A 22,723-nucleotide genomic window follows, 5' to 3' on the forward strand; every position below is an offset into this window, starting at 1 on the left:
GACTAAGGAAAGGGCAGGCTGCTGCGGGCCGCGCAGGCAAAACCGGCGCGACGCGCGATCACCAGGGCCGGCGCGGCCCGGTATCGATATGGATCAGCCCGTTCCAGTAGACATGGTTGCCGCCGACCTCGGGCAGGGCGCGCACCCATTCCAGCACCAGGCGCGGCCTGACGCCGGGGACGCGGAAATCCATCGCCTGGCAGCCCTTGTGATAGGAGCCGCGCCGGGCGCGCCAGGGCGGCCGCCAGGTCGAGGTCACCTTCACCGCCCCGTATTTGTCGGAGATCTTGCCAAGGATCTGCTTCAGCTCCTGCGGCAGGCAGGCGATCGAGGTGCCGGGATCGGTCGAGATGCCCGGCCGCTCCGGCTTCTCGTTCGGATCGAAATCGGGCTCCGCGCCGGCCTTCTGGCCGGGCGTCAGCTTCGGCCACTCGACGCCTTCGTCGTCATCCGGCTCGCCGGGTTGAGGCGGGGTGCCCTCGGCGGGCGGGGTCTCCGGTGCCGGCGTTGCCGCGGGCGTCGCCTCGGAAGAGGCCAGCGCCGGCGTATCGGGAGCGGAGGCGCGCGGCGTCGGCGGCGGCACTACGATCGGTGGCAGCCTGGGCGTGCCCTCCAGGTCGAGATCGAACGGGCGTTGCGGCGGCAGCGGCGCGCGCATCGGCTCGCCCTCCTGGGCGCGGATCGCGGTCGTCGAGAGCAGCAGGGCGAGCACCGGCATGGCCAGCGCGCGCGAAAGGCAGGCCGGGCTCATCGCGTGGCCGGGCGCCCGCAGAAGAATGGCTGGCGAGCGGGGCGGGGATCACGAAACATCGAAGGCCTTTCGGGATAAAGCGCTCGCGCAGCCGGCAACGATTCGGCACGGTGAACGGATTGCTGCCGCTGCCGCATGCCGAAAGCAGGCGATTTTGTCGATTTTTCGCCGATGCATGGCAGGGCTGCGGCGAGACGTGGCCGGATTTTGCCGCATTCTGCGCTGGGTTCAACCCGGATGCGGCGATTGTGCGGCGCGGCGGAGTCTTGCTTCATTCTAATCGAGGGTCTAAGCGACTGGGACAGCGAGCCGCGCCACGGCCGCCTGAAATGAGTTCGACCATGCAAGCTGCCACGGTGCCATCCATTCTGAGCGACTACCTGCCGCTGGTGCTGTTCATCGGCGTCTCGGCGGTGATCGGCCTGGCCCTGCTGATCGCGCCCTTCGCGATCGCCTATTCCAAGCCGGACGCGGAAAAGCTCTCGGCTTACGAATGCGGCTTCAACGCCTTCGACGATGCGCGCATGAAGTTCGACGTCCGCTTCTATCTGGTCGCGATTCTCTTCATCATCTTCGATCTTGAGGTCGCGTTCCTCTTCCCCTGGGCCGTCGCCTTCGGCGGGCTCGGCTGGTATGGTTTCTGGTCGATGATGGTCTTTCTCGGCGTGCTCACCGTGGGTTTCATCTACGAGTGGCGCAAGGGCGCGCTGGAGTGGGACTGACTGTCGGGTTGCGAGGCGGCGCTCCGCATTCGATCCGGCAGGCAAAGGTTCACAAGGAATAGGTCATGGCAGTCACAGCGATCGATCGTGGTGATCCGCTCGTCGCGCAGGCGCCGAGGGGCTTGCTCGGTCCCGACGGCAAGCCGTTGGGGGCGCGTGATCCGTTCTTCGTCGAGATCAACAACGAGTTGGCCGACAAGGGCTTCCTCGTCACCGCGACGGACGACCTGATCAACTGGGCCCGCACCGGCTCGCTGATGTGGATGACTTTCGGTCTCGCCTGCTGCGCCGTCGAGATGATGCAGCTCTCGATGCCGCGCTACGACGTCGAGCGCTTCGGCTTCGCCCCGCGCGCCTCACCGCGCCAGTCGGACGTGATGATCGTGGCGGGCACGCTGACCAACAAGATGGCCCCGGCCTTGCGCAAGGTCTACGACCAGATGCCGGAGCCGCGCTACGTCATCTCGATGGGCTCCTGCGCCAATGGCGGCGGCTACTATCACTACAGCTACTCGGTAGTGCGCGGCTGCGACCGCATCGTCCCGATCGACATCTATGTCCCGGGCTGCCCGCCTACGGCCGAGGCGCTGCTCTATGGCGTCCTGCTGCTGCAGAAGAAGATCCGCCGCACCGGCACGATCGAGCGCTGAGCGCTCTTTCGGTCGATGCTGCAGGCGATGAAGGTGAGACGATGAGCGAAGCGCTCGTACAACTCGGCGAAGAGATCAAGGCCGCGCTGCCTGGCGCGGTGACGGAGGCCGTCGTCGCCTTCGAGGAGCTCACGATCCATGCCGAGGCGGCTTCGATCGTCGCGGTCCTGCGCACGCTCTACAGCGACCCGCGCTTCCGTTTCGTGAACTTCACCGACATCGCCGGCGCCGACTATCCCGGCCGCGAGAAGCGCTTCGACGTCGTCTACCATATGCTGGCGCCGCACCATAACCGCCGCATCCGCGTGAAGGTCCAGACCGACGAGGCGACGCCCGTTCCCTCCGTCATCGAGGTCTTCCCGGCGGCGAACTGGTTCGAGCGCGAGGCCTACGATTTCTACGGCATCCTCTTCTCCGGCCATCCGGACCTGCGCCGCATCCTCACCGATTACGGCTTCGAGGGTTATCCGCTGCGCAAGGACTTCCCGCTGACCGGCTTCGTCGAGGTCCGCTATGACGACGAGCAGAAGCGCGTCGTCTACGAGCCGGTGAAGCTCAACCAGGAATTCCGCAACTTCGATTTCCTTTCGCCCTGGGAAGGCACGGATTACGTGCTGCCGGGCGACGAGAAGGCGAAGGGGGCGTGATGGCATCTGGCCACCCAACCCTCTCCGGCGGCTGCCTCTGCGGCGCGGTGCGTTTCACCGCCATGCCGGAGAAGGCCGAGATGGATGTCTGCCATTGCGGCATGTGCCGGAAATGGAGCGGCGGCGTCTTCATGGCGGTGCCCTGCACCGACGTGTCGGTTGCGGACGAGCAGGCGCTCGGCGTCTATCCGTCCTCCGACTGGGCCGAGCGGGTCTTCTGCAAGACCTGCGGGACGAGCCTGTTCTGGCGCCTGCGCGAAGGCGGTGACGGCCATGTCGCGGTGGCCTTCCAGGCCTTCGACGACCAGTCGTCCTTCACCTTCGCCGAAGAGATCTTCATCGACGAGAAGCCTGCCCTCTACGCCTTCGCGGGCGAGCGGCGCCGCAAGACCGGTGCGCAGGTGATCGCCGAATTCGCCGAAAAGCAGGCGGGCTGAGCATGACCGAGCACAATATCCGCAATTTCTCGATCAATTTCGGCCCGCAGCACCCGGCCGCGCACGGCGTGCTGCGCCTCGTGCTGGAGCTCGACGGCGAGATCGTCGAGCGCGTCGATCCGCATATCGGCCTGCTGCATCGCGGCACCGAGAAGCTGATCGAGGCCAAGACCTATCTCCAGGCCGTGCCCTATTTCGACCGGCTCGACTATGTCGCGCCGATGAACCAGGAGCATGCCTATGCGCTCGCGGTCGAGCGCCTCGTCGGCGTGACCGTGCCGCGCCGCGGCCAGCTCATCCGCGTGCTCTATTCCGAGATCGGCCGCATCCTCTCGCATCTGCTGAACGTCACCACGCAGGCGATGGACGTCGGCGCCCTCACGCCTCCGCTCTGGGGCTTCGAGGAGCGCGAGAAGCTGATGATCTTCTACGAGCGGGCTTGCGGCGCGCGCATGCACGCGGCCTATGTCCGCCCCGGCGGCGTGCACCAGGATATCCCGGTCTCGCTGATCCACGACATCGCCGAATGGTGCGATCCCTTCCTCAAGGTCTGCGACGACCTCGAAGGGCTGCTCAGCGACAACCGCATCTTCAAGCAGCGCAACGTCGATATCGGCGTGGTCGATCTCGAAACCTGCTGGAAATGGGGCTTCTCGGGCGTGATGGTGCGCGGCTCCGGCGCGCCCTGGGACCTGCGCAAGTCGCAGCCCTACGAGTGCTACGAGGAGATGGAATTCGACATCCCCGTCGGCAAGAACGGCGACTGCTTCGACCGCTACCACATCCGCATGGAAGAGATGCGCCAGTCGGTGCGCATCATGAAGCAGTGCTGCGACAAGCTGCTGGCGCCCGATGGCGGCGGCCCGGTCTCCTCGCTCGACGGCAAGATGGTGCCGCCCAAGCGCGGTGAGATGAAGCGCTCGATGGAAGCGCTGATCCACCACTTCAAGCTCTATACCGAGGGCTACAAGGTGCCGGCCGGCGAGGTCTATGCGGCGGTCGAGGCGCCGAAGGGCGAGTTCGGCGTCTATCTGGTCTCCGACGGCACCAACAAGCCCTATCGCTGCAAGATCAAGGCCCCGGGCTTCGCCCATCTCCAGGCCATGGATTTCATGTGCCGCAAGCACATGCTCGCCGACGTCTCCGCGATCCTCGGCTCCCTCGATATCGTCTTTGGTGAAGTTGACCGCTGATGTCCGTCCGTCGTCTCGCTCCTGATCCGGTCCAGCCCGCCTCCTTCGCCTTCACTGCGGCGAACGAGAACTGGATCGTCCAGCAGATCGCCAAGTACCCGGAAGGCCGCCAGGCTTCCGCCGTCATCCCGCTGCTGTGGAAGGCGCAGGAGCAGGAGGGCTGGGTCTCGCGCGCCGTGATCGAGACTGTCGCGAAGCGCTTGGGCATGGCGCCGATGCGGGTGCTGGAGGTCGCGACCTTCTACACCATGTTCAACCTGCAGCCGGTCGGCGAGTTCTTCGTCCAGCTCTGCGGCACGACGCCCTGCGCGCTGCGTGGCGCGGAAGCCCTGAAGAAGGTCTGCGAGGACGTCATCGGCCCGCAATCGACCGTGACCGCCGACGGCAAGCTCTCCTGGCTCGAAGTCGAGTGCCTCGGCGCCTGCTGCAATGCCCCGATGGCGCAGATCAATGTCGACTATTACGAGGACCTGACGCCGGCGAATTTCCGCCAGCTCCTCGACGATCTCCGCAACGGCCGCCCGACCAAGACCGGCCCGCAGAATGGCCGCACCGGCTCCGAGCCGGAAGGTGGTCCGCAGACCCTGACTGACAAGGCCCTCTACGACGGCTCGATGATCGGTGCCGGCGACTGGCAGAAGCGCATCGTCGAGCAGCGCAAGGCCGCCGCCGAAGCCGCGGCTGCGAAGGCCGCCGCCGAGGCGGAAGCCAAGAAGGCTGCCGAAGCCGAGGCCAAGAAGGCCGAGGCGACCCCGGCTGCCGTCGCCGCCAAGCCTGCAACCGAGACGGCCGCTGCCGCTCGCCCGCAGCCTTCGGCGCCGGCCCAGCCCTCCAACGCTGCGAACGATACGCCGGCCGCGAAGGGTAAGGTCGATAAGAAGGATGTCGCCGAGGCTGCCAAGCCTGCGGCAGCGGATAAGCCCACCGCGGTTGCCGAGAGCAAGCCTGAACTGCTGACCGCCGCGCGCGGCGGCAAGGGCGACGATCTCGAACTGATCTGGGGCGTCGGGCCGAAGCTCGGCAAGATGCTCAACGAGATGGGGGTCTGGCATTACGACCAGATCGCCAAATGGACACCGGCGGAGCTCGCCTGGGTCGATGCGCGGCTGACCGGCTTCAAGGGCCGGGCGCTGCGTGACGACTGGATTGCTCAGTCGAAGAAGCTCGCGACGGGTTGGCGCCCGGAGTCGAAGCTTGGCGACAAGCCGGCAGAGTGAGGCACTAGGACATGCTCGCAGATCGCGATCGCATCTTCACCAATCTCTACGGCCTGCATGACCGTACCCTGAAGGGTGCGATCCAGCGCGGCGCCTGGGATGGCACCAAGTTCATCCTGGAGCAGGGCCGGGACTGGATCATCGACGAGATGAAGAAGTCCGGCCTGCGCGGGCGCGGCGGCGCCGGCTTCCCGACCGGCCTCAAATGGTCGTTCATGCCCAAGCAGAGCGACGGGCGCCCGCATTACCTCGTCGTCAATGCCGACGAGTCGGAGCCGGGCACCTGCAAGGACCGCGAGATCATGCGCAACGACCCGCATACGCTGGTCGAGGGCTGCCTGATCGCCTCCTTCGCCATGGGCGCGCATGCGGCCTATATCTATATCCGCGGCGAGTATGTCCGGGAGCGCGAGGCGCTGCAGCGCGCTGTCGACGAGGCCTATGAGGCCAAGTTGATCGGCAAGGACAACGTCCACGGCTATCCCTTTGATCTCTATGTGCATCACGGCGCCGGCGCCTATATCTGCGGCGAAGAGACTGCGCTGCTGGAGAGCCTCGAAGGCAAGAAGGGCATGCCGCGGCTGAAGCCGCCATTCCCGGCCAATATGGGCCTCTATGGCTGCCCGACCACGGTGAACAACGTCGAGTCGATCGCGGTTGCCCCGACCATTCTGCGCCGCGGCGCGAGCTGGTTCTCGTCGATCGGCACGCCGAACAATGTCGGCACCAAGCTCTTCTGCGTCTCGGGCCATGTGAACAAGCCCTGCAACGTCGAAGAGGCGATGGGCCTGACCTTCCGCGAGCTGATCGACAAGCATTGCGGCGGCATCCGTGGCGGCTGGGACAATCTCAAGGCGGTCATCCCCGGCGGTTCGTCGGTGCGCATGGTCCCGGCCGAGCAGATCATCGATACGCCGATGGATTTCGACTCGCTCTCGAAGTTGCGCTCCGGCCTTGGCACGGCGGCGGTGATCGTGATGGACAAGTCGACCGACATCGTCCGCGCCATCGCCCGTATCAGCCATTTCTACAAGCACGAGAGCTGCGGCCAGTGCACGCCTTGCCGCGAGGGCACGGGCTGGATGTGGCGCGTCATGGAGCGCATGGCCGAGGGCCGCGCCCAGAAGCGCGAGATCGACATGCTGCTCGACGTCACCAAGCAGATCGAGGGCCACACGATCTGCGCGCTCGGCGATGCCGCGGCCTGGCCGATCCAGGGCCTGATCGCGCATTTCCGTCACGAGATCGAGCAGCGCATCGACGACTATGCCGCCAACCCGCACAGCGAGCCTGTGCGCCTGATGGCGGCGGAGTGAGACCATGACGAAACTCCTCATCGACGGCATCGAGGTCGACGTTCCCGCCGAGTACACCGTACTCCAGGCCTGCGAGGCCGCGGGCGTCGAGGTGCCGCGCTTCTGCTTCCACGAGCGTCTCTCGATCGCCGGCAATTGCCGCATGTGCCTCGTCGAGGTGAAGGGTGGCCCGCCGAAGCCGCAGGCCTCCTGCGCCATCGGCGTGCGCGACCTGCGCCCCGGTCCGAACGGCGAGCCGCCGGTCGTCCTGACCAAGTCGCCGATGGTCAAGAAGGCCCGCGAAGGGGTGATGGAGTTCCTGCTCATCAATCACCCGCTCGACTGCCCGATCTGCGATCAGGGCGGCGAGTGCGACCTGCAGGACCAGGCCATGGCCTATGGCGCGGACACCTCGCGCTATGCCGAGAACAAGCGCGCGGTCGAGGACAAGTATATCGGCCCGCTGGTCAAGACGACGATGACGCGCTGCATCCAGTGCACGCGCTGCGTCCGCTTCACCACCGAGGTTGCCGGCGCCTCCGATCTCGGCGCCATCGGCCGCGGCGAGGACATGGAGATCACGACCTATCTCGAGCAGGCGATGTCGTCGGAGCTGCAGAGCAACGTCGTCGATCTCTGCCCGGTCGGCGCGCTGACCTCGAAGCCCTATCAGAACAAGGCCCGCCCCTGGGAGCTCTCCAAGACCGAGAGCATCGACGTGATGGATGCCGTCGGCTCGGCCATCCGCGTCGATTCGCGCGGCAAGGAAGTGATGCGCATCCTGCCCCGCCTCAACGAGGCGGTGAACGAGGAGTGGATCTCCGACAAGACCCGCCATGTCGCCGATGGACTCAAGACCCAGCGCCTCGACCGGCCCTATATCCGCGAGAACGGCCGCCTGCGCCCCGCGAGTTGGAACGAGGCGTTCGCCACCATCGCCGCCAAGGTGAAGGGGACGGCGCCTGAGAAGATCGGCGCCATCGCCGGCGATCTCGCGGCTGTCGAGGACATGTTCGCGCTGAAGAGCCTGATCGCCTCGCTCGGTTCCAACAATCTCGACGCCCGCCAGGATGGCACGAAGCTGCATCCGAAATTCGGCCGCGCCTCCTACGTCCTCAACGCCGGCATCGCCGGCATCGAGGACGCGACCTCGCTGCTGATCATCGGCTCGAACCCGCGCCGCGAGGCGCCGATCCTGAACGCCCGCATCCGCAAGCGCTGGCTGCGCGGCGATCTCAAGGTCTCCGTGATCGGCGAGAAGGCCGACCTGACCTACGCCTACGACTATCTCGGCGCCGGTCCGGAGACCCTGGCAGAGGTCGTCAAGTCGGCCCAGGCCGCTGGCGGCAAGCCGATGGTGCTGGTCGGGCAGGGCGCTCTCGCCCGCGCCGATGGCGAGGCCGTGCTCTCGCTCGCCGCCAAGGCGGCGCAGGCGCTCGGCGCGGTCACCGAAGGCTGGAACGGCTTTGGCGTGATCCATACCGCCGCTGCCCGCGTTGGTGCACTCGATCTCGGCTTTGTGCCGGGCGAGGGTGGTTTGGACGCCGCTGCGATGGTCAGGCCGGGCGCGCTCGATGTGCTCTTCCTGCTCGGCGCCGACGAGATCGAGGTGCCGGAAGGTGCCTTCGTCGTCTACCAGGGCACGCATGGCGACAAGGGCGCGCATCGCGCCGACGTCATCCTGCCGGGCGCGGCCTATACCGAGAAGTCCGGCACCTATGTGAACACGGAAGGCCGTGTGCAGATGGGCGACCGCGCCACCTTCCCGCCGGGCGATGCCCGCGAGGACTGGGCGATCCTGCGCGCTCTCTCCGCGACGCTCGGCAAGACGCTGCCCTTCGACTCGCTCTCGGGCCTGCGCAAGGCGCTCTATGAGGCGCATCCGCATTTCGCGGCGCTGGATAGCCTGCCGGTCAACGATGCCTCGGAGATCGGCAAGCTCGCCGGCCTCGGCGGCAAGACCGACAAGGCGGGCTTCGCGTCCGTCGTCGCCGATTTCTATCAGACCAACCCGATCGCGCGTGCCTCCGCCATCATGGCGGAATGCTCGGCGCTGGCCTCCGGCCGGCATCAGCAGGCGGCGGAGTAAGCGGCCATGAACTGGGACCTCGTCCTCGATATCGCGATCATCCTCGGCAAGAGCCTGCTGCTGCTGGTCTGCCTGCTGGTCTTCATCGCTTACATCCTGCTCGCCGACCGCAAGATCTGGGCGGCGGTACAGCTTCGCCGCGGCCCGAACGTCGTCGGCCCCTTCGGCCTGTTCCAGAGCTTCGCGGACCTGATCAAATTCGCGCTCAAGGAGCCGATCATCCCATCCGGCGCCAACAAGGGCATCTTCCTGCTGGCGCCCTTCATCTCCTGCCTCCTGGCGCTCGGCGCCTGGGCGGTGATTCCGGTGGCGGAAGGCTGGGCGATCGCCGACATCAATGTCGGCGTGCTCTATATCCTCGCGATCTCCTCGCTCGGCGTCTACGGCATCATCATGGCCGGCTGGGCCTCGAATTCGAAATACCCGTTCATGAGCGCGCTGCGCTCGGCGGCGCAGATGGTGTCCTACGAGGTATCGATCGGCTTCGTCATCATCACCGTGCTGCTCTGCGTCGGCTCGCTGAACCTCTCGGCGGTGGTCGAGGCTCAAGCGAACCGGGGCCTGGCCCATGCGCTCGGCGTGCCTTGGCTCTCGATCCTGAACTGGTACTTCATCCCGCTCTTCCCGATGTTCGTGGTCTTCTTCATCTCGGCGCTGGCCGAGACGAACCGGCCGCCCTTCGATCTGGCTGAGGCCGAGTCGGAGCTCGTGGCGGGCTTCATGGTCGAGTATTCCTCGACCCCGTACCTGCTGTTCATGCTCGGCGAATACGTGGCGATCATGACCATGTGCTCACTGACCACGATCCTGTTCCTCGGCGGCTGGGCTCCTCCGGTCGCGCTGCCGCCCTTCACTTGGCTGCCCGGCGTGTTCTGGTTCGCGCTCAAGGTCTGCTTCGTGTTCTTCATGTTCGCGCTGGTGAAGGCCTTCGTGCCGCGCTACCGCTACGATCAGTTGATGCGCCTGGGCTGGAAGGTCTTCCTGCCGCTCTCGCTCGCTTGCGTGGTGATCGTGGCGCTGGTGCTGCAGTTGACCGGCTGGGGCCCGGTGGCGGGATGAGTTGGGCCGGCCCGCTCGGTGCCCTGATCGGCCTCGGGCTCGGCCTGCTGGAATACCGGCTGATGTCGGCCGTGGTGATCGGGGCGCTCCAGCGCACGGATCGCTCGGAGACTGAAGCCGAGAAGGACGATTACGAGCGCCGTATCCGCATCTTGCGGGCGGTGTTGGTTGTGATGACGATCGGCTTGATGCCGACCTTAGGTTTCGTGATCGGCCGGGCGTTGTTCGGCTGAGGATGTAAAGGACGAAGGCGATGTCACTCGCGCAAGCCGCAAGGGGCCTGCTGCTGAAGGAGTTCGTCGGGGCTATCGGCCTGTCGATGCGCTATTTCTTCAAGCCGAAGGCGACGCTGAACTACCCGTTCGAGAAGGGCCAGCTCTCGCCGCGCTTCCGTGGCGAGCATGCCTTGCGCCGCTATCCGAACGGCGAGGAGCGTTGCATCGCCTGCAAGCTCTGCGAGGCGATCTGCCCGGCGCAGGCCATCACCATCGAGGCCGGCCCGCGCCGCAACGACGGCACGCGCCGCACCACCCGTTACGACATCGACATGACCAAGTGCATCTACTGCGGCTTCTGCCAGGAGGCCTGCCCGGTCGATGCCATCGTCGAGGGGCCGAATTTCGAGTTCGCGACCGAGACCCGCGAGGAGCTGTTCTACGACAAGGACAAGCTGCTCGCGAACGGCGCGCGCTGGGAACGCGAGATCGCGCGCAACATTGCGATGGACGCACCCTATCGGTGATCGACCACCCTTCGGTGCCATCCCGCGGTGATGCCGAAGGACGCGACTGAGGATGCAGACCCGCCGTGCGGTTGTCCCGCCCGGCGGGCCTGATTATAGACGCTCCAAATTGCTCGGGGTCTTTTGAGTCCCTGAGCACGAACCAAACGAGGACCGCGCCGAAAAGGGGCGGGAAGGGCTGGCCGAGATGAATGCCGCAGCGGCTTTCTTCTATCTCTTCGCAGGCATCACCGTGGCATCTGCCTTCATGGTGGTGACCTCGCGCAACCCTGTGCATTCGGTGCTCTATCTGATCCTGGCCTTCGTCAACGCGGCCGGGCTCTTCATGCTGCTCGGCGCCGAGTTCCTCGCGATGCTGCTGGTCGTCGTCTATGTCGGCGCGGTCGCGGTGCTCTTCCTCTTCGTTGTGATGATGCTCGACGTCGATTTCGCCGAGTTCCGCCAGGGCTTCCTGAACTATCTGCCGATCGGCGCGCTGATCGGCTTCATCTTCGCCGTCGAGCTGCTGCTGGTCGTCGGCGCCTGGGTCATCGATCCGCAGATCGTCAAGGCGCCGGTCGCCGCGATCCCGGCCAATATCTCGAACACCGAGGCGCTCGGCCGCGTGCTCTACACCCAGTATGTCTACTACTTCCAGGCGGCCGGCCTCGTGCTGCTCGTCGCCATGATCGGCGCGATCGTGCTGACTTTGCGCGACCGTCCCGGCATCAAGCGCCAGCACGTCCCGACGCAGAACGCCCGCACCAAGGACGCGGCGATGGCGGTCAAGCAGGTGCCCTCGCGCGCCGGCGTTCCCGAGGAGATGGCGTGATGACGATCGGACTGGGCCATTATCTCGCCGTCAGCGCCATCCTGTTCACGCTCGGCGTGCTCGGCATCTTCATCAACCGCAAGAACGTCATCGTCATCCTGATGTCGGTCGAGCTGATCCTGCTCTCGGTCAACCTGAACTTCGTCGCCTTCTCGAGCTTCCTGAACGACATCGTCGGCCAGGTCTTCGCGCTGCTCGTGCTTACGGTGGCGGCGGCTGAGGCCGCGATCGGCCTCGCCATTCTCGTCGTCTACTTCCGCAACCGCGGCACGATCGCGGTGGAAGACATCAACATGATGAAAGGCTGAGCGCGCCCCTGCGCCTGGACCTCACTGCCATGTATCACCTGATCGTCTTCCTCCCGCTCATCGGCTTCCTGATCGCCGGCCTCTTTGGCCGGCTGATCGGCGCGCGCGGCTCCGAGATCGTCACGACCTCGCTGCTGATCGTCTCCGCCCTCCTGTCCTGGGTCGCCTTCGTCCAGGTCGGCTTCGGCTCCGGCACGACCCGCGTGCAGGTCGCGAGCTGGATCTCGTCGGGCCAGCTCCAGGTCGACTGGGCCTTCCGCGTGGACACGCTGACGGCGGTGATGCTGGTCGTGGTCAACACGGTCTCCAGCCTCGTGCACCTCTACTCGATCGGCTACATGCACGAGGATCCGCACCGTCCGCGCTTCTTCGCGTATCTCTCGCTCTTCACATTCGCGATGCTGATGCTGGTGACGTCGGACAACCTCGTCCAGATGTTCTTCGGCTGGGAAGGTGTCGGTCTCGCCTCCTATCTCCTGATCGGCTTCTGGTACCAGAAGCCTTCGGCCAATGCGGCCGCGATGAAGGCCTTCATCGTCAACCGCGTCGGCGATTTCGGCTTCTCGCTCGGCATCTTCCTCGTCTTCGTGCTGTTCGGCTCGGTCGGCTTCGACGCGATCTTCCCGCGCGCCGGCGAGCTGGCGAGCCAGAGCTTCCGCTTCCTCGGCTATGACTGGAACGCGATGACGCTGACCTGCCTGCTGCTCTTCATGGGCGCGATGGGCAAGTCGGCGCAATTCCTGCTGCACACCTGGCTGCCGGACGCGATGGAAGGCCCGACCCCGGTCTCCGCGCTCATCCATGCGGCGACCATGGTCACCGCCGGCGTCTTCATGCTGGCGCGCCTGTCGCCGCTCTTCGAATACGCCCCGGTCGCACTCACGGTCGTCGTCGTCATCGGCGCCACCACCGCCTTCTTCGCGGCGACGGTCGGCCTTGTGCAGAACGACATCAAGCGCGTCATCGCCTATTCGACCTGCTCTCAGCTCGGCTACATGTTCGTCGCGCTCGGCGTCGGCAATTACGGCGCCGGCATCTTCCATCTCTTCACCCACGCCTTCTTCAAGGCGCTGCTCTTCCTGGGCGCCGGCTCGGTCATCCATGCGATGCATCACGAGCAGGACATGCGCCACATGGGCGGCCTGCGGAAGCACATCCCGCTGACCGCTGCCGCGATGACGATCGGTACGCTGGCCCTGACCGGCTTCCCGTTCCTCGCCGGCTATTTCTCGAAGGATGCGATCATCGAGAGCGCCTATGCCGCCCATAGCGCCGCCGCGACGAGCTATGCCTTCCCGCTGCTGGTCATCGCCGCCTGCATGACCTCGTTCTACTCCTGGCGGCTCTATTTCATGACCTTCGAGGGCAAGCCGCGCTGGGGCCATGGACATGACTCGCATGGCCACGGCCATGACGACCACGCGCACGCCGCTCACGGTCACGACGATCACAGCCACGGCCATGGTCATGACCACACGCCGCATGAGAGCCCCTGGGTGATGCTGATCCCGCTCGCCGTGCTCTCGATCGGCGCGGTCGCCGCCGGCTTCGTCTTCAAGGAAGCCTTCATCGGCCACGACTTCGAGAAGTTCTGGAAGGCGGCCCTGTTCATGGGCAAGGAGAACCACATCCTGCACGCCATGCACGAAGTTCCGAAATGGGTCGTCTGGTCGCCTTTCGTGGCGATGGTGATCGGCTTCGTGCTGGCCTATCTGATGTATGTTCGCTGGCCGGAGATCCCGGGCAAGCTGGCGGCCGCCAACCCGGCGCTCTACCAGTTCCTGCTCAACAAGTGGTATTTCGACGAGCTCTACGACTTCCTGTTCGTGCGCCCGTCGAAATGGCTCGGCCGCTTCCTCTGGAAGAAGGGCGATGGTCTGGTCATCGACGGCTTCGGCCCGGATGGCGTCTCGGCCCGCGTGGTCGACGTCACCAATCGGGTGGTCCGGCTGCAAACCGGCTATCTCTATCACTATGCCTTCGCCATGCTGATCGGCGTCGCTGGGCTCGTGACCTGGTATCTCGTGGCGCGCGGGTGAGATGATGTTGGGTTTCGGTATCCTCACCGGTCTTCTGGTCCTGCCGCTGGTCGGCGCTGCCCTGATCCTGGTGCAGCGCGGCGATCAGTCGGCGGTCGATTCCAATGCACGCTGGATCGCTCTGTTCACGACGGTTCTGACCTTCCTGCTCGCCTGCGTCGCCTGGTATCGTTTCGACATCGCCAATCCCGGCTTCCAGCTGGTCGAGACTCACGCTTGGGTCTCTGACGCCATCAAGTTCAAGCTCGGCGTCGACGGCTTCTCCTTCCCGTTCATCGTGCTGACGGCCTTCCTGATGCCGTTCTGCATCGTCGCGTCCTGGACCTCGGTCGAGAAGCGGGTGCGCGAATACATGATCGCGTTCCTGGTGCTGGAAGCGTTGATGATCGGCGTCTTCGCGGCGCTCGACCTCGTGCTGTTCTACCTGTTCTTCGAGGCAGGCCTGATCCCGATGTTCCTGATCATCGGCATCTGGGGCGGCAAGCGGCGCGTCTACGCCTCCTACAAGTTCTTCCTCTACACGCTGCTCGGCTCGGTGCTGATGCTGCTCGCCGTGATGGCGATGTACTGGAACGCCGGCACCACCGACATCCCGACGCTGCTGGCGCACAAGTTCCCGTCGCAGATGCAGACTTGGCTGTGGCTCGCCTTCTTCGCCTCTTTCGCCGTGAAGATGCCGATGTGGCCGGTCCATACCTGGCTGCCCGACGCGCACGTCGAGGCGCCGACGGCGGGCTCCGTCGTCCTGGCGGCGATCCTGCTGAAGATGGGCGGCTACGGCTTCATCCGCTTCTCGATCCCGATGTTCCCGGAAGCCTCGGCGCTGTTCGCCCCGCTGGTCTTCGCCCTCTCGGTCGTCGCCATCGTCTACACCTCGCTGGTGGCGCTGATGCAGGAGGACATGAAGAAGCTGATCGCCTATTCCTCGGTCGCCCATATGGGCTTCGTGACGATGGGCCTCTTCACCCTGACGCCGCAGGGCATCCAGGGCGCGATGTTCCAGATGGTCAGCCACGGGCTGGTCTCGGGCGCGCTCTTCCTCTGCGTCGGCGTGATCTACGACCGCATGCATACCCGCGAGATCGCGGCCTATGGCGGCCTGGTGAACCGGATGCCGGCCTATGCCGTCGTCTTCATGGTCTTCACCATGGCTAATGTCGGCCTGCCCGGCACGGCCGGCTTCGTCGGCGAGTTCCTGACGCTGCTCGGCGCCTTCCGCGCCAATCCCTGGGTGGCCTTCTTCGCGACCTCCGGCGTCATCCTCTCGGCGGCCTATGCGCTCTGGCTCTATCGCCGGGTCGTGTTCGGCGAGCTGGTCAAGCCCGAGCTGAAGGACATCAAGGACCTCAACGTCCGCGAATACGTGACGCTGGTTCCGCTCGTCCTGCTGACGATCTGGTACGGCATCCAGCCGCACACGATCCTCGACGCCTTCGCGGCGCCGACCGAGGCGCTCATCAAGAACTATCAGGCAGCCCTCGCCGTCGCGAAGACGGCGCTGGCGGCCGCGCAGTAAGGTCTCGTCATGGCTCTGCCCGCTCTCGGCCCGGCCCTGCCGGAAATCATCCTCGCCCTCGGCGCCATCGCGATGGTGCTGGTCGGTGCGATCCAGGGCGAGCGCTCGACGCGCCTGCTCGAAGGGCTGGCGCTGGCACTGCTCGCGGTCGCGCTGGTGCTGGTTGTGTCCGGCACCGGCAAGATGCTGACCTTCAATAACGGCTTCATCGTCGACGGCTTCGCCCGCTTCATGAAGGTTCTGACGCTGCTTGGCGCCGGCGCCGCGATCCTGCTCTCGGCCGATACGCTGCGCCGTCAGGGCACGATGCGCTTCGAGTTCCCAATCCTCGTCGTGCTCTCGACCATCGGCATGATGATGATGATCTCGGCCAACGATCTCATCAGCCTCTATGTCGGCCTCGAATTGCAGTCGCTGGCGCTCTACGTCATCGCCGCTTTCGACCGCGACAACGCCAAGTCTACCGAAGCCGGCCTGAAGTATTTCGTGCTCGGCGCGCTCTCCTCCGGCATGCTGCTCTATGGCGGTTCGCTGGTCTATGGTTTCACCGGCACCATCACCTTCCCGGGCATCGCGGCTGCCACGGCCGGCGGCCATGCCGGCATCGGCCTGATCTTCGGCATCGTCTTCATCGCGGCCGGCGTCGCCTTCAAGATCTCGGCTGTGCCGTTCCACATGTGGACGCCGGACGTCTATGAGGGCGCTCCGACCCCGGTCGCCGCCTTCTTCGCCTCGGCGCCCAAGATGGCCGCCATGGCGATGGTGATCCGCGTTTTCATCGGCGCCTTCCCGGGCGCGATCCATGACTGGCGCCAGATCATCGTCTTCATCTCGATCGCCTCGATGGGCCTTGGCGCCTTCGCCGCGATCGGCCAGCGCAACATCAAGCGCCTGCTCGCCTATTCCTCGATCGCCAACATGGGTTATGCGCTGGTCGGTCTTGCCGCCGGCACGGCCGAGGGCGTGCAGGGCGTGATGACCTATATGGCGATCTATCTCGCCACGACGCTCGCCGCCTTCGCCTGCGTGCTGATGATGCGCCGCGACGGCAAGCTGGTCGAGGACATCTCGGAGCTCGCCGGCCTGTCCCGCACCAATGGCTGGATGGCCTTCGCGATGGCGATGATGATGTTCTCGCTCGCCGGCATCCCGCCGCTCGCCGGCTTCTGGGCCAAGTGGTACGTCTTCCTCGCCGCGATCAACGCCAAGCTCTATATGCTCGCGGTCATCGGCGTGCTGACCAGCGTCGTCGGCGCCTACTACTACCTCCGCCTCGTTAAGGTGATGTATTTCGACGAGCCGAAGCCCGCCTTCGAACCGTCGGATCTCGGCGTTCGCGCGGTGCTGCTGGTCTCGGCGGTCTTCGTCCTGGTGCTCTCGCTGGTGCCGGCGCCGCTGTTCGACTCGGCGGCCGCTGCGGCGAAGTCGCTGTTCTGAGCTGACGACGCGTGCTCGGTGAGGCCGCCCGCGCCGCGGGCTATCGTCTGATCATCCGCGACGAGGTCGGCTCCACCATGGAGGAGGCCCGGCGCGCGCTCGATCAGGGCGAACCGGGCAAGCTCTGGATCGTCGCCCGCAGCCAGAACGCCGGCCGTGGTCGGCATGGCCGGCAATGGGGCTCGCCGCCCGGCAATCTCTACGCCAGCCTGCTTCTGACCGAGCCGTGCGAGCCCGCGCTGGCGCCGCAGCTCGGCTTCGTCGTGGGGCTAGCCCTGCACGATGCCGCCGCGAAGCTGCTCGGCCCGGCCGCATCCGGCCTCCGGCTGAAATGGCCGAACGACCTGCTGCTGGACCGCGCCAAGACCTCCGGCCTGCTGCTGGAGGGCGAGAGCCGGGCAGGGCGCTTCAACGTCATCGTCGGCTGCGGCGTCAACATCGCCTCCTGCCCCTCGGACACGCCCTATCCTGCGACCTTCCTCAAGGCGGCTGCGCCGCAGGCCAATGTCGAGGCCATGCTGACGGGCCTGAGCGACGCCTTCGCCCAGCGCTTCGCCATCTGGTCGCAACCCGGCGGCTTCGGTCCCATCCGCGCCGCCTGGCTGGAGCGTGCCGCCTTCCTCGGCGAGACCATCACCATCCGCCTGCCCGAAGGACCGCTCGCCGGCATCTTCATCGGCCTCGACCCGACCGGGCGCCTCGAACTCGAAACCGCAGCGGGCCGCCGCATCATCGATGCCGGTGACCTCTTCTTCAGCCCGCCTGCTTGATTACGCAGTCCTGCTCGACCTCGGTCGATCTGGAGACGGTTTCGCGGGCGTGCTAGGGCTCCTTGCCATCACGCGGCATTAGATCAAGCCATTGCCAGAATCAGGATTGCCAGTGACCCGCTCCAGCGACCAGCTCGTCTTCGTTCCCCTCGGCGGCCTCGGCGAGATCGGCATGAATGCCGCTCTCTACGGCTTCGGGCCCGAGGGACGACGAAAGTGGATTCTGGTCGATTGCGGCTTGTCCTTCGCCGGGCCGGAGGCGCCGGGCGTCGATATCGTCCTGCCCGACCTGCGCTACATCATCGAGGAACGGGCGAATCTGCTGGGTATCGTCATCACCCACGCTCATGAGGATCATATCGGCGCGCTTGCCGCGCTCTGGCCCTCGCTACGCGCGCCGGTCTATTGCACGCGGTTCGCCGCCGGCCTGCTCGCGACGCGCCGCCTCTCCGAGCCCGGAGCGCCGAGTGTCGAGCTCAATGTCGTACCGCAGGGCGGGGCGATCACGCTCGGGCCTTTCGACATCGAATTCGTGCCCGTGGCGCATTCGATCCCGGAATCGAACGCGCTCGCGATCCGCACGCCGGCCGGCCTCGTCGTCCATACCGGTGACTGGAAGATCGATCCGACCCCGCGCGTCGGTCTGCCCACCGACGAGAAGCGCCTGCGCGAGCTCGGCGACGAGGGCGTGCTGGCGCTGGTCTGCGATTCCACCAACGTCATGCGCGACGGTACCAGCCCGAGCGAGGCGGATGTTGCCGCCAAGCTGAAGGAACTGGTCGCCTCGGCGCCCGGCCGCGTCGCGGTCACCACCTTCGCTTCGAACGTCGCGCGCCTGCGCGCCGTCGCGGAAGCCGCGCTGGCGAACGAGCGCGAGGTCGTGGTTGTCGGCCGTGCCATGGACCGCGTCATCGATGTCGCGCGCGAATGCGGCTATCTCGATGGCATCCCCGGTTTCCGTGCGGTCGATGCCTATGGCTACCTGCCACGCGACAAGGTCGTGGCGCTGGTCACCGGCAGCCAGGGCGAGCCGCGCGCCGCGCTCTCGCGCATCGCCTCCGACGACCATCCCGAGATCGCGCTCTCGCCGGGCGACCGCGTGATCTTCTCGTCGCGCACCATCCCCGGCAACGAGAAGTCGGTCGGCAACATCCTGAACGCGCTTGCCCGCGACAAGATCGAGATCATCACCGACCGGACCCATCTGGTCCATGTCTCCGGTCATCCGCGCCGCGAGGAGATGGCCCGGCTCTATGGCTGGCTGAAGCCGCAGATCGCGATCCCCGCCCATGGCGAGGACCTGCATCTGTCCGAGCATGAAACCTTCGCCCGCAGCCTCGGCGTGAAGCATGTCCTGCGTGCCGGCAATGGCGACGTGGTCGCGATTTCGGCCGAGGGCGCCCGCAAGGTCGACGAAGCCCCGCATGGGCGGCTCTATCAGGACGGCTCGCTACTGGTGAACGCGCTCGAGAAGACGATTCAGGAGCGCCGTCGCCTGTCCTTCGCCGGCATCGTCTCGATCGCGGTCGCCATCGACGAGAAGGGCGGCATCGCCGGGGAGCCGGAGATCGCCGTGCTCGGCCTGCCGCCGCGCACCCTCGGCGGCATCGATTTCGACGAGTTCGTCGCCGATACGGTCAGCGACCTGCTCGACAATATCCCCAAAGCCCGCCGCCGCGATCCCGAGGCCCTGCGCAACGCGCTGGAGCGCGGCGTGCGCAGCGCGGTCAACGAGGAGTGGGGCAAGAAGCCGCTGGTGCATGCGCTGGTGGTCGAGGTGTAGAACGGCCATACGGCCACGCCGGAGGGGATGAAGATGATCGGACGCCTGAATCACGTCGCCATAGCGGTGAAGGACCTCGAAGCCTCGACGGCGCTCTATCGCGATACGCTGGGCGCGCGCGTGTCGCAGCCGCAGGCCGAGCCGGAGCACGGCGTCACGGTCGTCTTCGTCGAATTGCCCAACACCAAGATCGAGTTGCTGGAGCCGCTCGGCGCTGACTCGCCGATCGCCAAGTTCCTCGAGCGCAATGCCGATGGCGGCATCCATCACATCTGCTACGAGGTCGACGACATCCTCGCGGCGCGTGACCGCCTGAAGGCGCAAGGAGCGCGCGTGCTCGGCTCCGGCGAGCCGCGCATCGGCGCCCATGGCAAGCCGGTGCTGTTCCTGCACCCCAAGGATTTCCTGGGCACGCTGGTCGAGCTCGAACAGGCCTGACGACGATGACCGACTTCGCTTCAACCGAGATCGCTTTCCTGGGTCAGCCGGAAGCGGGCTCGCCGCGCCCCTTCAGCGCCGCGACCGTCGCGGGCGGGCTCGTCTTCGTCTCCGGCCATTCGGCGCCGCATGACCCGGCGCGCGGCATCCATCGCGGCCAGACTCCGGCCGAGGAGGTCCGCAACGCGCTCGGCCACATTGCGAAGATCCTCGCGGAAGCCGGAAGTTCGCTCGACCGCGTCGTCCAGATGACGATGCTGATCACTGATCCGGCCGATTACGTCGCTTGCAACGCCGAATACGTGAAGCATTTCCCGGGCGGCCTGCCGGCTCGCCATACCGCGCGCTTCGGCGTACCGACCGAGGCGAAGGTCGCCTTCTCCTGCATCGCGCTTGCGGGGAAGGCGGCATGAACGTCGTCGGCGGCCTCGCCCTTTATTTCGTGATCTGGTGGATCACGCTCTTCGCGGTGCTGCCTTTCGGCGTCCGCAGCCAGGAGGAAGCGGGCGAGGTCGTGGCCGGAACCGAGCCCGGCGCACCGGTGCTGCCGGGCCTGTTGAAGAAGGCCGTCATCACCTCGCTGATCGCGGCGGTGATCTTCGCCGGCGTCTGGTATGTCTGGGTGACCTACGACATCTGAAGATGGGCGCGTCCGCTCAAGGTATCGCCCAAGAAAAAAGGCAAGGCCGATGCCTTGCCTTTGGTAGTCCGCTTTTTACCGCTGCACCGGCGCACGTCTCAGAAAGCGTGCGACTCATTTGCAAGGCGGGCGTTTGTTCCTCCCAAGACCTGGTCCGCAGCGCTTCGACCCGCAAAGCGCTCCCAGCGCCGGAAGGATTAGCCGATTGTGACGGCGCTGTCATCAGTTTAGGCAGCGTCAGCCTGGAATTTTTGCAAGATTAGTCTCCATTGCACTTGTGCAGTGCAGCAAGGGCAGGTGGCTGATCGCGGAGATGCCTTGTTCCGGTCAAAGGATGGGGCTATCGACCGGAATCCGCCGGGCTCACTGGCGGCCATGGAGATATTCATGCTGCGCAGCTCGCTCGCCGCCCTTGCCGTCGTCGCCTCGTTCGGTTTCGCCCAGGCGCAGACGCCGAAGCCCGATCCGGAGAACACCGTCGTCCTCGAGACCAAGGACGGGCCGGTGACGATCCGCCTGCGGCCGGACCTCGCGCCGAAACATGTCCAGCAGATCAAGACGCTGGTGAAGCGCGGCTTCTATGACGGCATCGTCTTCCACCGCGTCATCGACGGCTTCATGGCCCAGACCGGCGACCCGACCGGCACCGGCACCGGCAAGTCCGACCTGCCTAACCTGCCCGCCGAGTTCACCCCGACGCCCTATAAGGTCGGCTCGCTCGGCATGGCCCGCTCGTCCTCGCCGGATTCGGCCAATTCGCAGTTCTTCATCTGCTACGAGGGCTGCGGCTCGCTGACCGGCCAGTACACGCTCTTCGGCGAGGTCGTCTCGGGCATGGACGCCGTGCGCAAGATCAAGAAGGGCTCCAGCGCCAATAACGGCCAGGTCAGCGGCCCCGACAAGATCGTCCGCATGCGGATGCAGGCCGACGCCAAGTAAGCCGGCGCGATCGCGCGCAGGGCGAGCCGGGGAGGGTACGGCGATGGTTCGGACGGCCCTGATCGGGATCGCCTTGGTGCTCGGCCTGAGCGGAGCACACGCGCAGGATACGCGCGATCTCGGCCTGCCGCCGCCTTCTGGCTCGCAAAATCCGGTTCTGCCGCCGCCTTCGGGCTCGCAGAACCCGATCCTGCCGCCGCAGAGCGGCCAGCGCTACAATCCGGGAATCGGCGGCCCGTTCAGCGGCAATGACGTTCCGGGCCTGGACCAGCGCCGGCTCAATCAACCGCGCGTCCTGCAGGGCGGCGGCGAGATCGGCCTGATCGGTCAAGTCACGCCTGACGAACCGCAGGATGGTACCGAAATCGTCGACCGGCTCGACCAGGTCGCCCCGGCGCTCCGGCGTTGCTGGAACCCGCCGCCATTGCCCGGTGAGTTGACGGGCGCGATGGTGTCGCTCCGCTTCAGCCTCCGGCGGGACGGCAGCCTCTTCGGCCAGCCGCGCGTCACCTGGGAAACGAAGCGCGGCGATGCCGAATTCCAGCAGCGCTTCAGCGACTCCGCCGTCGCCGCGATCCGCTCCTGCACGCCGATGAGGTTGTCGGCGGGCCTCGGAGCGAGTATCGCGGGGCGACCCTTCACCATACGGTTCCACGGCCGCACGCGGCTCAACGAAAGGCAGACCTGATGTCCCTCGATCCCGAGAACACCATCGTCATGGAAACCACCAAGGGCAAGGTGGTGATCAAGCTGCGTCCCGACCTTGCGCCGGGCCATGTCGAGCGCATCAAGCTGCTCGCCCGCGAGGGCTTCTATGACGGCATCGTCTTCCACCGCGTCATCGACGGCTTCATGGCCCAGGTCGGCTGCCCGCACGGCACCGGCACCGGCGGTTCGAGCTATCCGGACCTGAAGCAGGAGTTCAACGCCGAGCCGCATGTCCGCGGCATCTGCTCGATGGCCCGCGCTCAGAACCCGAACTCGGCCAACAGCCAGTTCTTCATCGTGTTCGACGATGCCCGCTTCCTCGACAAGCAGTACACCGTCTGGGGCGAGGTCGTCGAAGGCATGGACAATGTCGACAAGATCAAGCGCGGCGAGCCGGTGCGCGATCCCGACTCGATCGTCTCGATGAAGGTGATGGCCGACGCGACCTGATCTTCGATAGTTTGAGGCGAGCCCTCATCCCGGGACGCGAGCGACGCTCGCAACCCATGGGGTGAGGGCTCGTTTCGTTTGA

The 22,723-nt window shown here is 66.0% G+C and carries 25 protein-coding genes; 24 read left to right on the forward strand and 1 reads right to left on the reverse strand.

Going from position 1 to position 22,723, the window contains the following annotated elements:
- Nucleotides 1-58: 58 nt before the first annotated feature.
- The gene (locus NUV79_RS04630; protein WP_257731905.1) at nt 59-751 is read right to left on the reverse strand and encodes a YcbK family protein; all 693 of its coding nucleotides are present in this window, start codon (nt 749-751) and stop codon (nt 59-61) included.
- A gap of 341 nt (nt 752-1,092) precedes the next feature.
- Here NUV79_RS04630 and NUV79_RS04635 point away from each other — a divergent pair, with 341 nt between their 5' ends.
- The 24 genes from NUV79_RS04635 to NUV79_RS04750 all read left to right on the forward strand — a co-directional run bounded on the left by NUV79_RS04635 (nt 1,093) and on the right by NUV79_RS04750 (nt 22,641).
- Nucleotides 1,093-1,473: an NADH-quinone oxidoreductase subunit A gene (locus NUV79_RS04635; protein ID WP_374678812.1), complete on the forward strand. Its 381-nt coding sequence runs from the start codon at nt 1,093-1,095 to the stop codon at nt 1,471-1,473.
- Nucleotides 1,474-1,538: 65 nt separating this feature from the next.
- Entirely contained in the window at nt 1,539-2,123 is a 585-nt protein-coding gene (locus tag NUV79_RS04640) for a NuoB/complex I 20 kDa subunit family protein (RefSeq protein ID WP_173046135.1), read from the forward strand.
- 41 nt (nt 2,124-2,164) lie between these two features.
- The gene (locus NUV79_RS04645; RefSeq protein ID WP_257731906.1) at nt 2,165-2,770 is read left to right on the forward strand and encodes an NADH-quinone oxidoreductase subunit C; all 606 of its coding nucleotides are present in this window, start codon (nt 2,165-2,167) and stop codon (nt 2,768-2,770) included.
- A complete protein-coding gene (locus NUV79_RS04650) occupies nt 2,770-3,207 on the forward strand; it encodes a GFA family protein (RefSeq protein ID WP_257731907.1) in 438 nt (145 codons plus the stop codon). The genes NUV79_RS04645 and NUV79_RS04650 overlap by 1 nt, the downstream gene beginning before the upstream one ends.
- Nucleotides 3,208-3,209: 2 nt before the next feature.
- Nucleotides 3,210-4,400 carry an NADH-quinone oxidoreductase subunit D gene (locus NUV79_RS04655; protein ID WP_199092713.1) on the forward strand — a complete coding sequence of 397 codons (1,191 nt, stop codon included), beginning with the start codon at nt 3,210-3,212 and terminating at the stop codon, nt 4,398-4,400.
- On the forward strand, nt 4,400-5,617 hold the full coding sequence (gene nuoE, locus NUV79_RS04660) for an NADH-quinone oxidoreductase subunit NuoE (protein ID WP_257731908.1): 1,218 nt from the start codon (nt 4,400-4,402) through the stop codon (nt 5,615-5,617). The genes NUV79_RS04655 and nuoE overlap by 1 nt, the downstream gene beginning before the upstream one ends.
- A gap of 11 nt (nt 5,618-5,628) precedes the next feature.
- Nucleotides 5,629-6,933, forward strand: coding sequence for an NADH-quinone oxidoreductase subunit NuoF (gene nuoF / locus NUV79_RS04665; protein ID WP_257731909.1), 1,305 nt, complete (start codon nt 5,629-5,631; stop codon nt 6,931-6,933).
- A gap of 4 nt (nt 6,934-6,937) precedes the next feature.
- On the forward strand, nt 6,938-9,001 hold the full coding sequence (nuoG, locus tag NUV79_RS04670) for an NADH-quinone oxidoreductase subunit NuoG (RefSeq protein ID WP_257731910.1): 2,064 nt from the start codon (nt 6,938-6,940) through the stop codon (nt 8,999-9,001).
- A 6-nt stretch (nt 9,002-9,007) separates the two neighbouring features.
- On the forward strand, nt 9,008-10,060 hold the full coding sequence (gene nuoH / locus NUV79_RS04675; RefSeq protein ID WP_257731911.1) for an NADH-quinone oxidoreductase subunit NuoH: 1,053 nt from the start codon (nt 9,008-9,010) through the stop codon (nt 10,058-10,060).
- Entirely contained in the window at nt 10,057-10,293 is a 237-nt protein-coding gene (locus NUV79_RS04680; protein ID WP_257731912.1) for a hypothetical protein, read from the forward strand. Before nuoH ends, NUV79_RS04680 begins: the two co-directional genes overlap by 4 nt.
- Before the next feature lie 20 nt (nt 10,294-10,313).
- Nucleotides 10,314-10,802 carry an NADH-quinone oxidoreductase subunit NuoI gene (gene nuoI, locus NUV79_RS04685; protein ID WP_038367698.1) on the forward strand — a complete coding sequence of 163 codons (489 nt, stop codon included), beginning with the start codon at nt 10,314-10,316 and terminating at the stop codon, nt 10,800-10,802.
- A gap of 187 nt (nt 10,803-10,989) precedes the next feature.
- Nucleotides 10,990-11,613, forward strand: a complete 624-nt coding sequence (locus tag NUV79_RS04690) for an NADH-quinone oxidoreductase subunit J (RefSeq protein WP_257731913.1) — start codon at nt 10,990-10,992, stop codon at nt 11,611-11,613.
- Nucleotides 11,613-11,921, forward strand: a complete 309-nt coding sequence (nuoK, locus tag NUV79_RS04695; RefSeq protein WP_061968159.1) for an NADH-quinone oxidoreductase subunit NuoK — start codon at nt 11,613-11,615, stop codon at nt 11,919-11,921. Before NUV79_RS04690 ends, nuoK begins: the two co-directional genes overlap by 1 nt.
- 29 nt (nt 11,922-11,950) lie before the next feature.
- Nucleotides 11,951-13,960 (forward strand): NADH-quinone oxidoreductase subunit L, encoded by a 2,010-nt coding sequence (nuoL, locus tag NUV79_RS04700; protein WP_257731914.1) that lies wholly within the window; start codon nt 11,951-11,953, stop codon nt 13,958-13,960.
- 4 nt (nt 13,961-13,964) lie between these two features.
- Nucleotides 13,965-15,476, forward strand: coding sequence for an NADH-quinone oxidoreductase subunit M (locus NUV79_RS04705; protein WP_257731915.1), 1,512 nt, complete (start codon nt 13,965-13,967; stop codon nt 15,474-15,476).
- A 9-nt stretch (nt 15,477-15,485) separates the two neighbouring features.
- Entirely contained in the window at nt 15,486-16,913 is a 1,428-nt protein-coding gene (nuoN, locus tag NUV79_RS04710) for an NADH-quinone oxidoreductase subunit NuoN (RefSeq protein WP_257731916.1), read from the forward strand.
- Between the two features lie 11 nt (nt 16,914-16,924).
- Nucleotides 16,925-17,683 (forward strand): biotin--[acetyl-CoA-carboxylase] ligase, encoded by a 759-nt coding sequence (locus NUV79_RS04715; protein ID WP_257731917.1) that lies wholly within the window; start codon nt 16,925-16,927, stop codon nt 17,681-17,683.
- Nucleotides 17,684-17,795: 112 nt separating this feature from the next.
- A complete protein-coding gene (locus NUV79_RS04720) occupies nt 17,796-19,466 on the forward strand; it encodes a ribonuclease J (protein WP_257731918.1) in 1,671 nt (556 codons plus the stop codon).
- 33 nt (nt 19,467-19,499) lie between these two features.
- The gene (gene mce, locus NUV79_RS04725; protein ID WP_047575196.1) at nt 19,500-19,904 is read left to right on the forward strand and encodes a methylmalonyl-CoA epimerase; all 405 of its coding nucleotides are present in this window, start codon (nt 19,500-19,502) and stop codon (nt 19,902-19,904) included.
- Between the two features lie 5 nt (nt 19,905-19,909).
- Nucleotides 19,910-20,317 carry a RidA family protein gene (locus NUV79_RS04730; protein WP_257731919.1) on the forward strand — a complete coding sequence of 136 codons (408 nt, stop codon included), beginning with the start codon at nt 19,910-19,912 and terminating at the stop codon, nt 20,315-20,317.
- Nucleotides 20,314-20,544: a DUF1467 family protein gene (locus NUV79_RS04735; protein ID WP_257731920.1), complete on the forward strand. Its 231-nt coding sequence runs from the start codon at nt 20,314-20,316 to the stop codon at nt 20,542-20,544. The genes NUV79_RS04730 and NUV79_RS04735 overlap by 4 nt, the downstream gene beginning before the upstream one ends.
- Before the next feature lie 387 nt (nt 20,545-20,931).
- On the forward strand, nt 20,932-21,483 hold the full coding sequence (locus NUV79_RS04740) for a peptidylprolyl isomerase (RefSeq protein ID WP_257731921.1): 552 nt from the start codon (nt 20,932-20,934) through the stop codon (nt 21,481-21,483).
- A 76-nt stretch (nt 21,484-21,559) separates the two neighbouring features.
- Entirely contained in the window at nt 21,560-22,171 is a 612-nt protein-coding gene (locus tag NUV79_RS04745; RefSeq protein WP_257731922.1) for a hypothetical protein, read from the forward strand.
- Complete coding sequence (locus NUV79_RS04750) at nt 22,171-22,641, forward strand: peptidylprolyl isomerase (protein WP_257731923.1); 471 nt, start codon at nt 22,171-22,173, stop codon at nt 22,639-22,641. The genes NUV79_RS04745 and NUV79_RS04750 overlap by 1 nt, the downstream gene beginning before the upstream one ends.
- Nucleotides 22,642-22,723 lie beyond the last annotated feature (82 nt).

The sequence above is a fragment of the Allobosea sp. 47.2.35 genome (assembly GCF_024655635.1).
GTDB lineage: Bacteria > Pseudomonadota > Alphaproteobacteria > Rhizobiales > Beijerinckiaceae > Allobosea.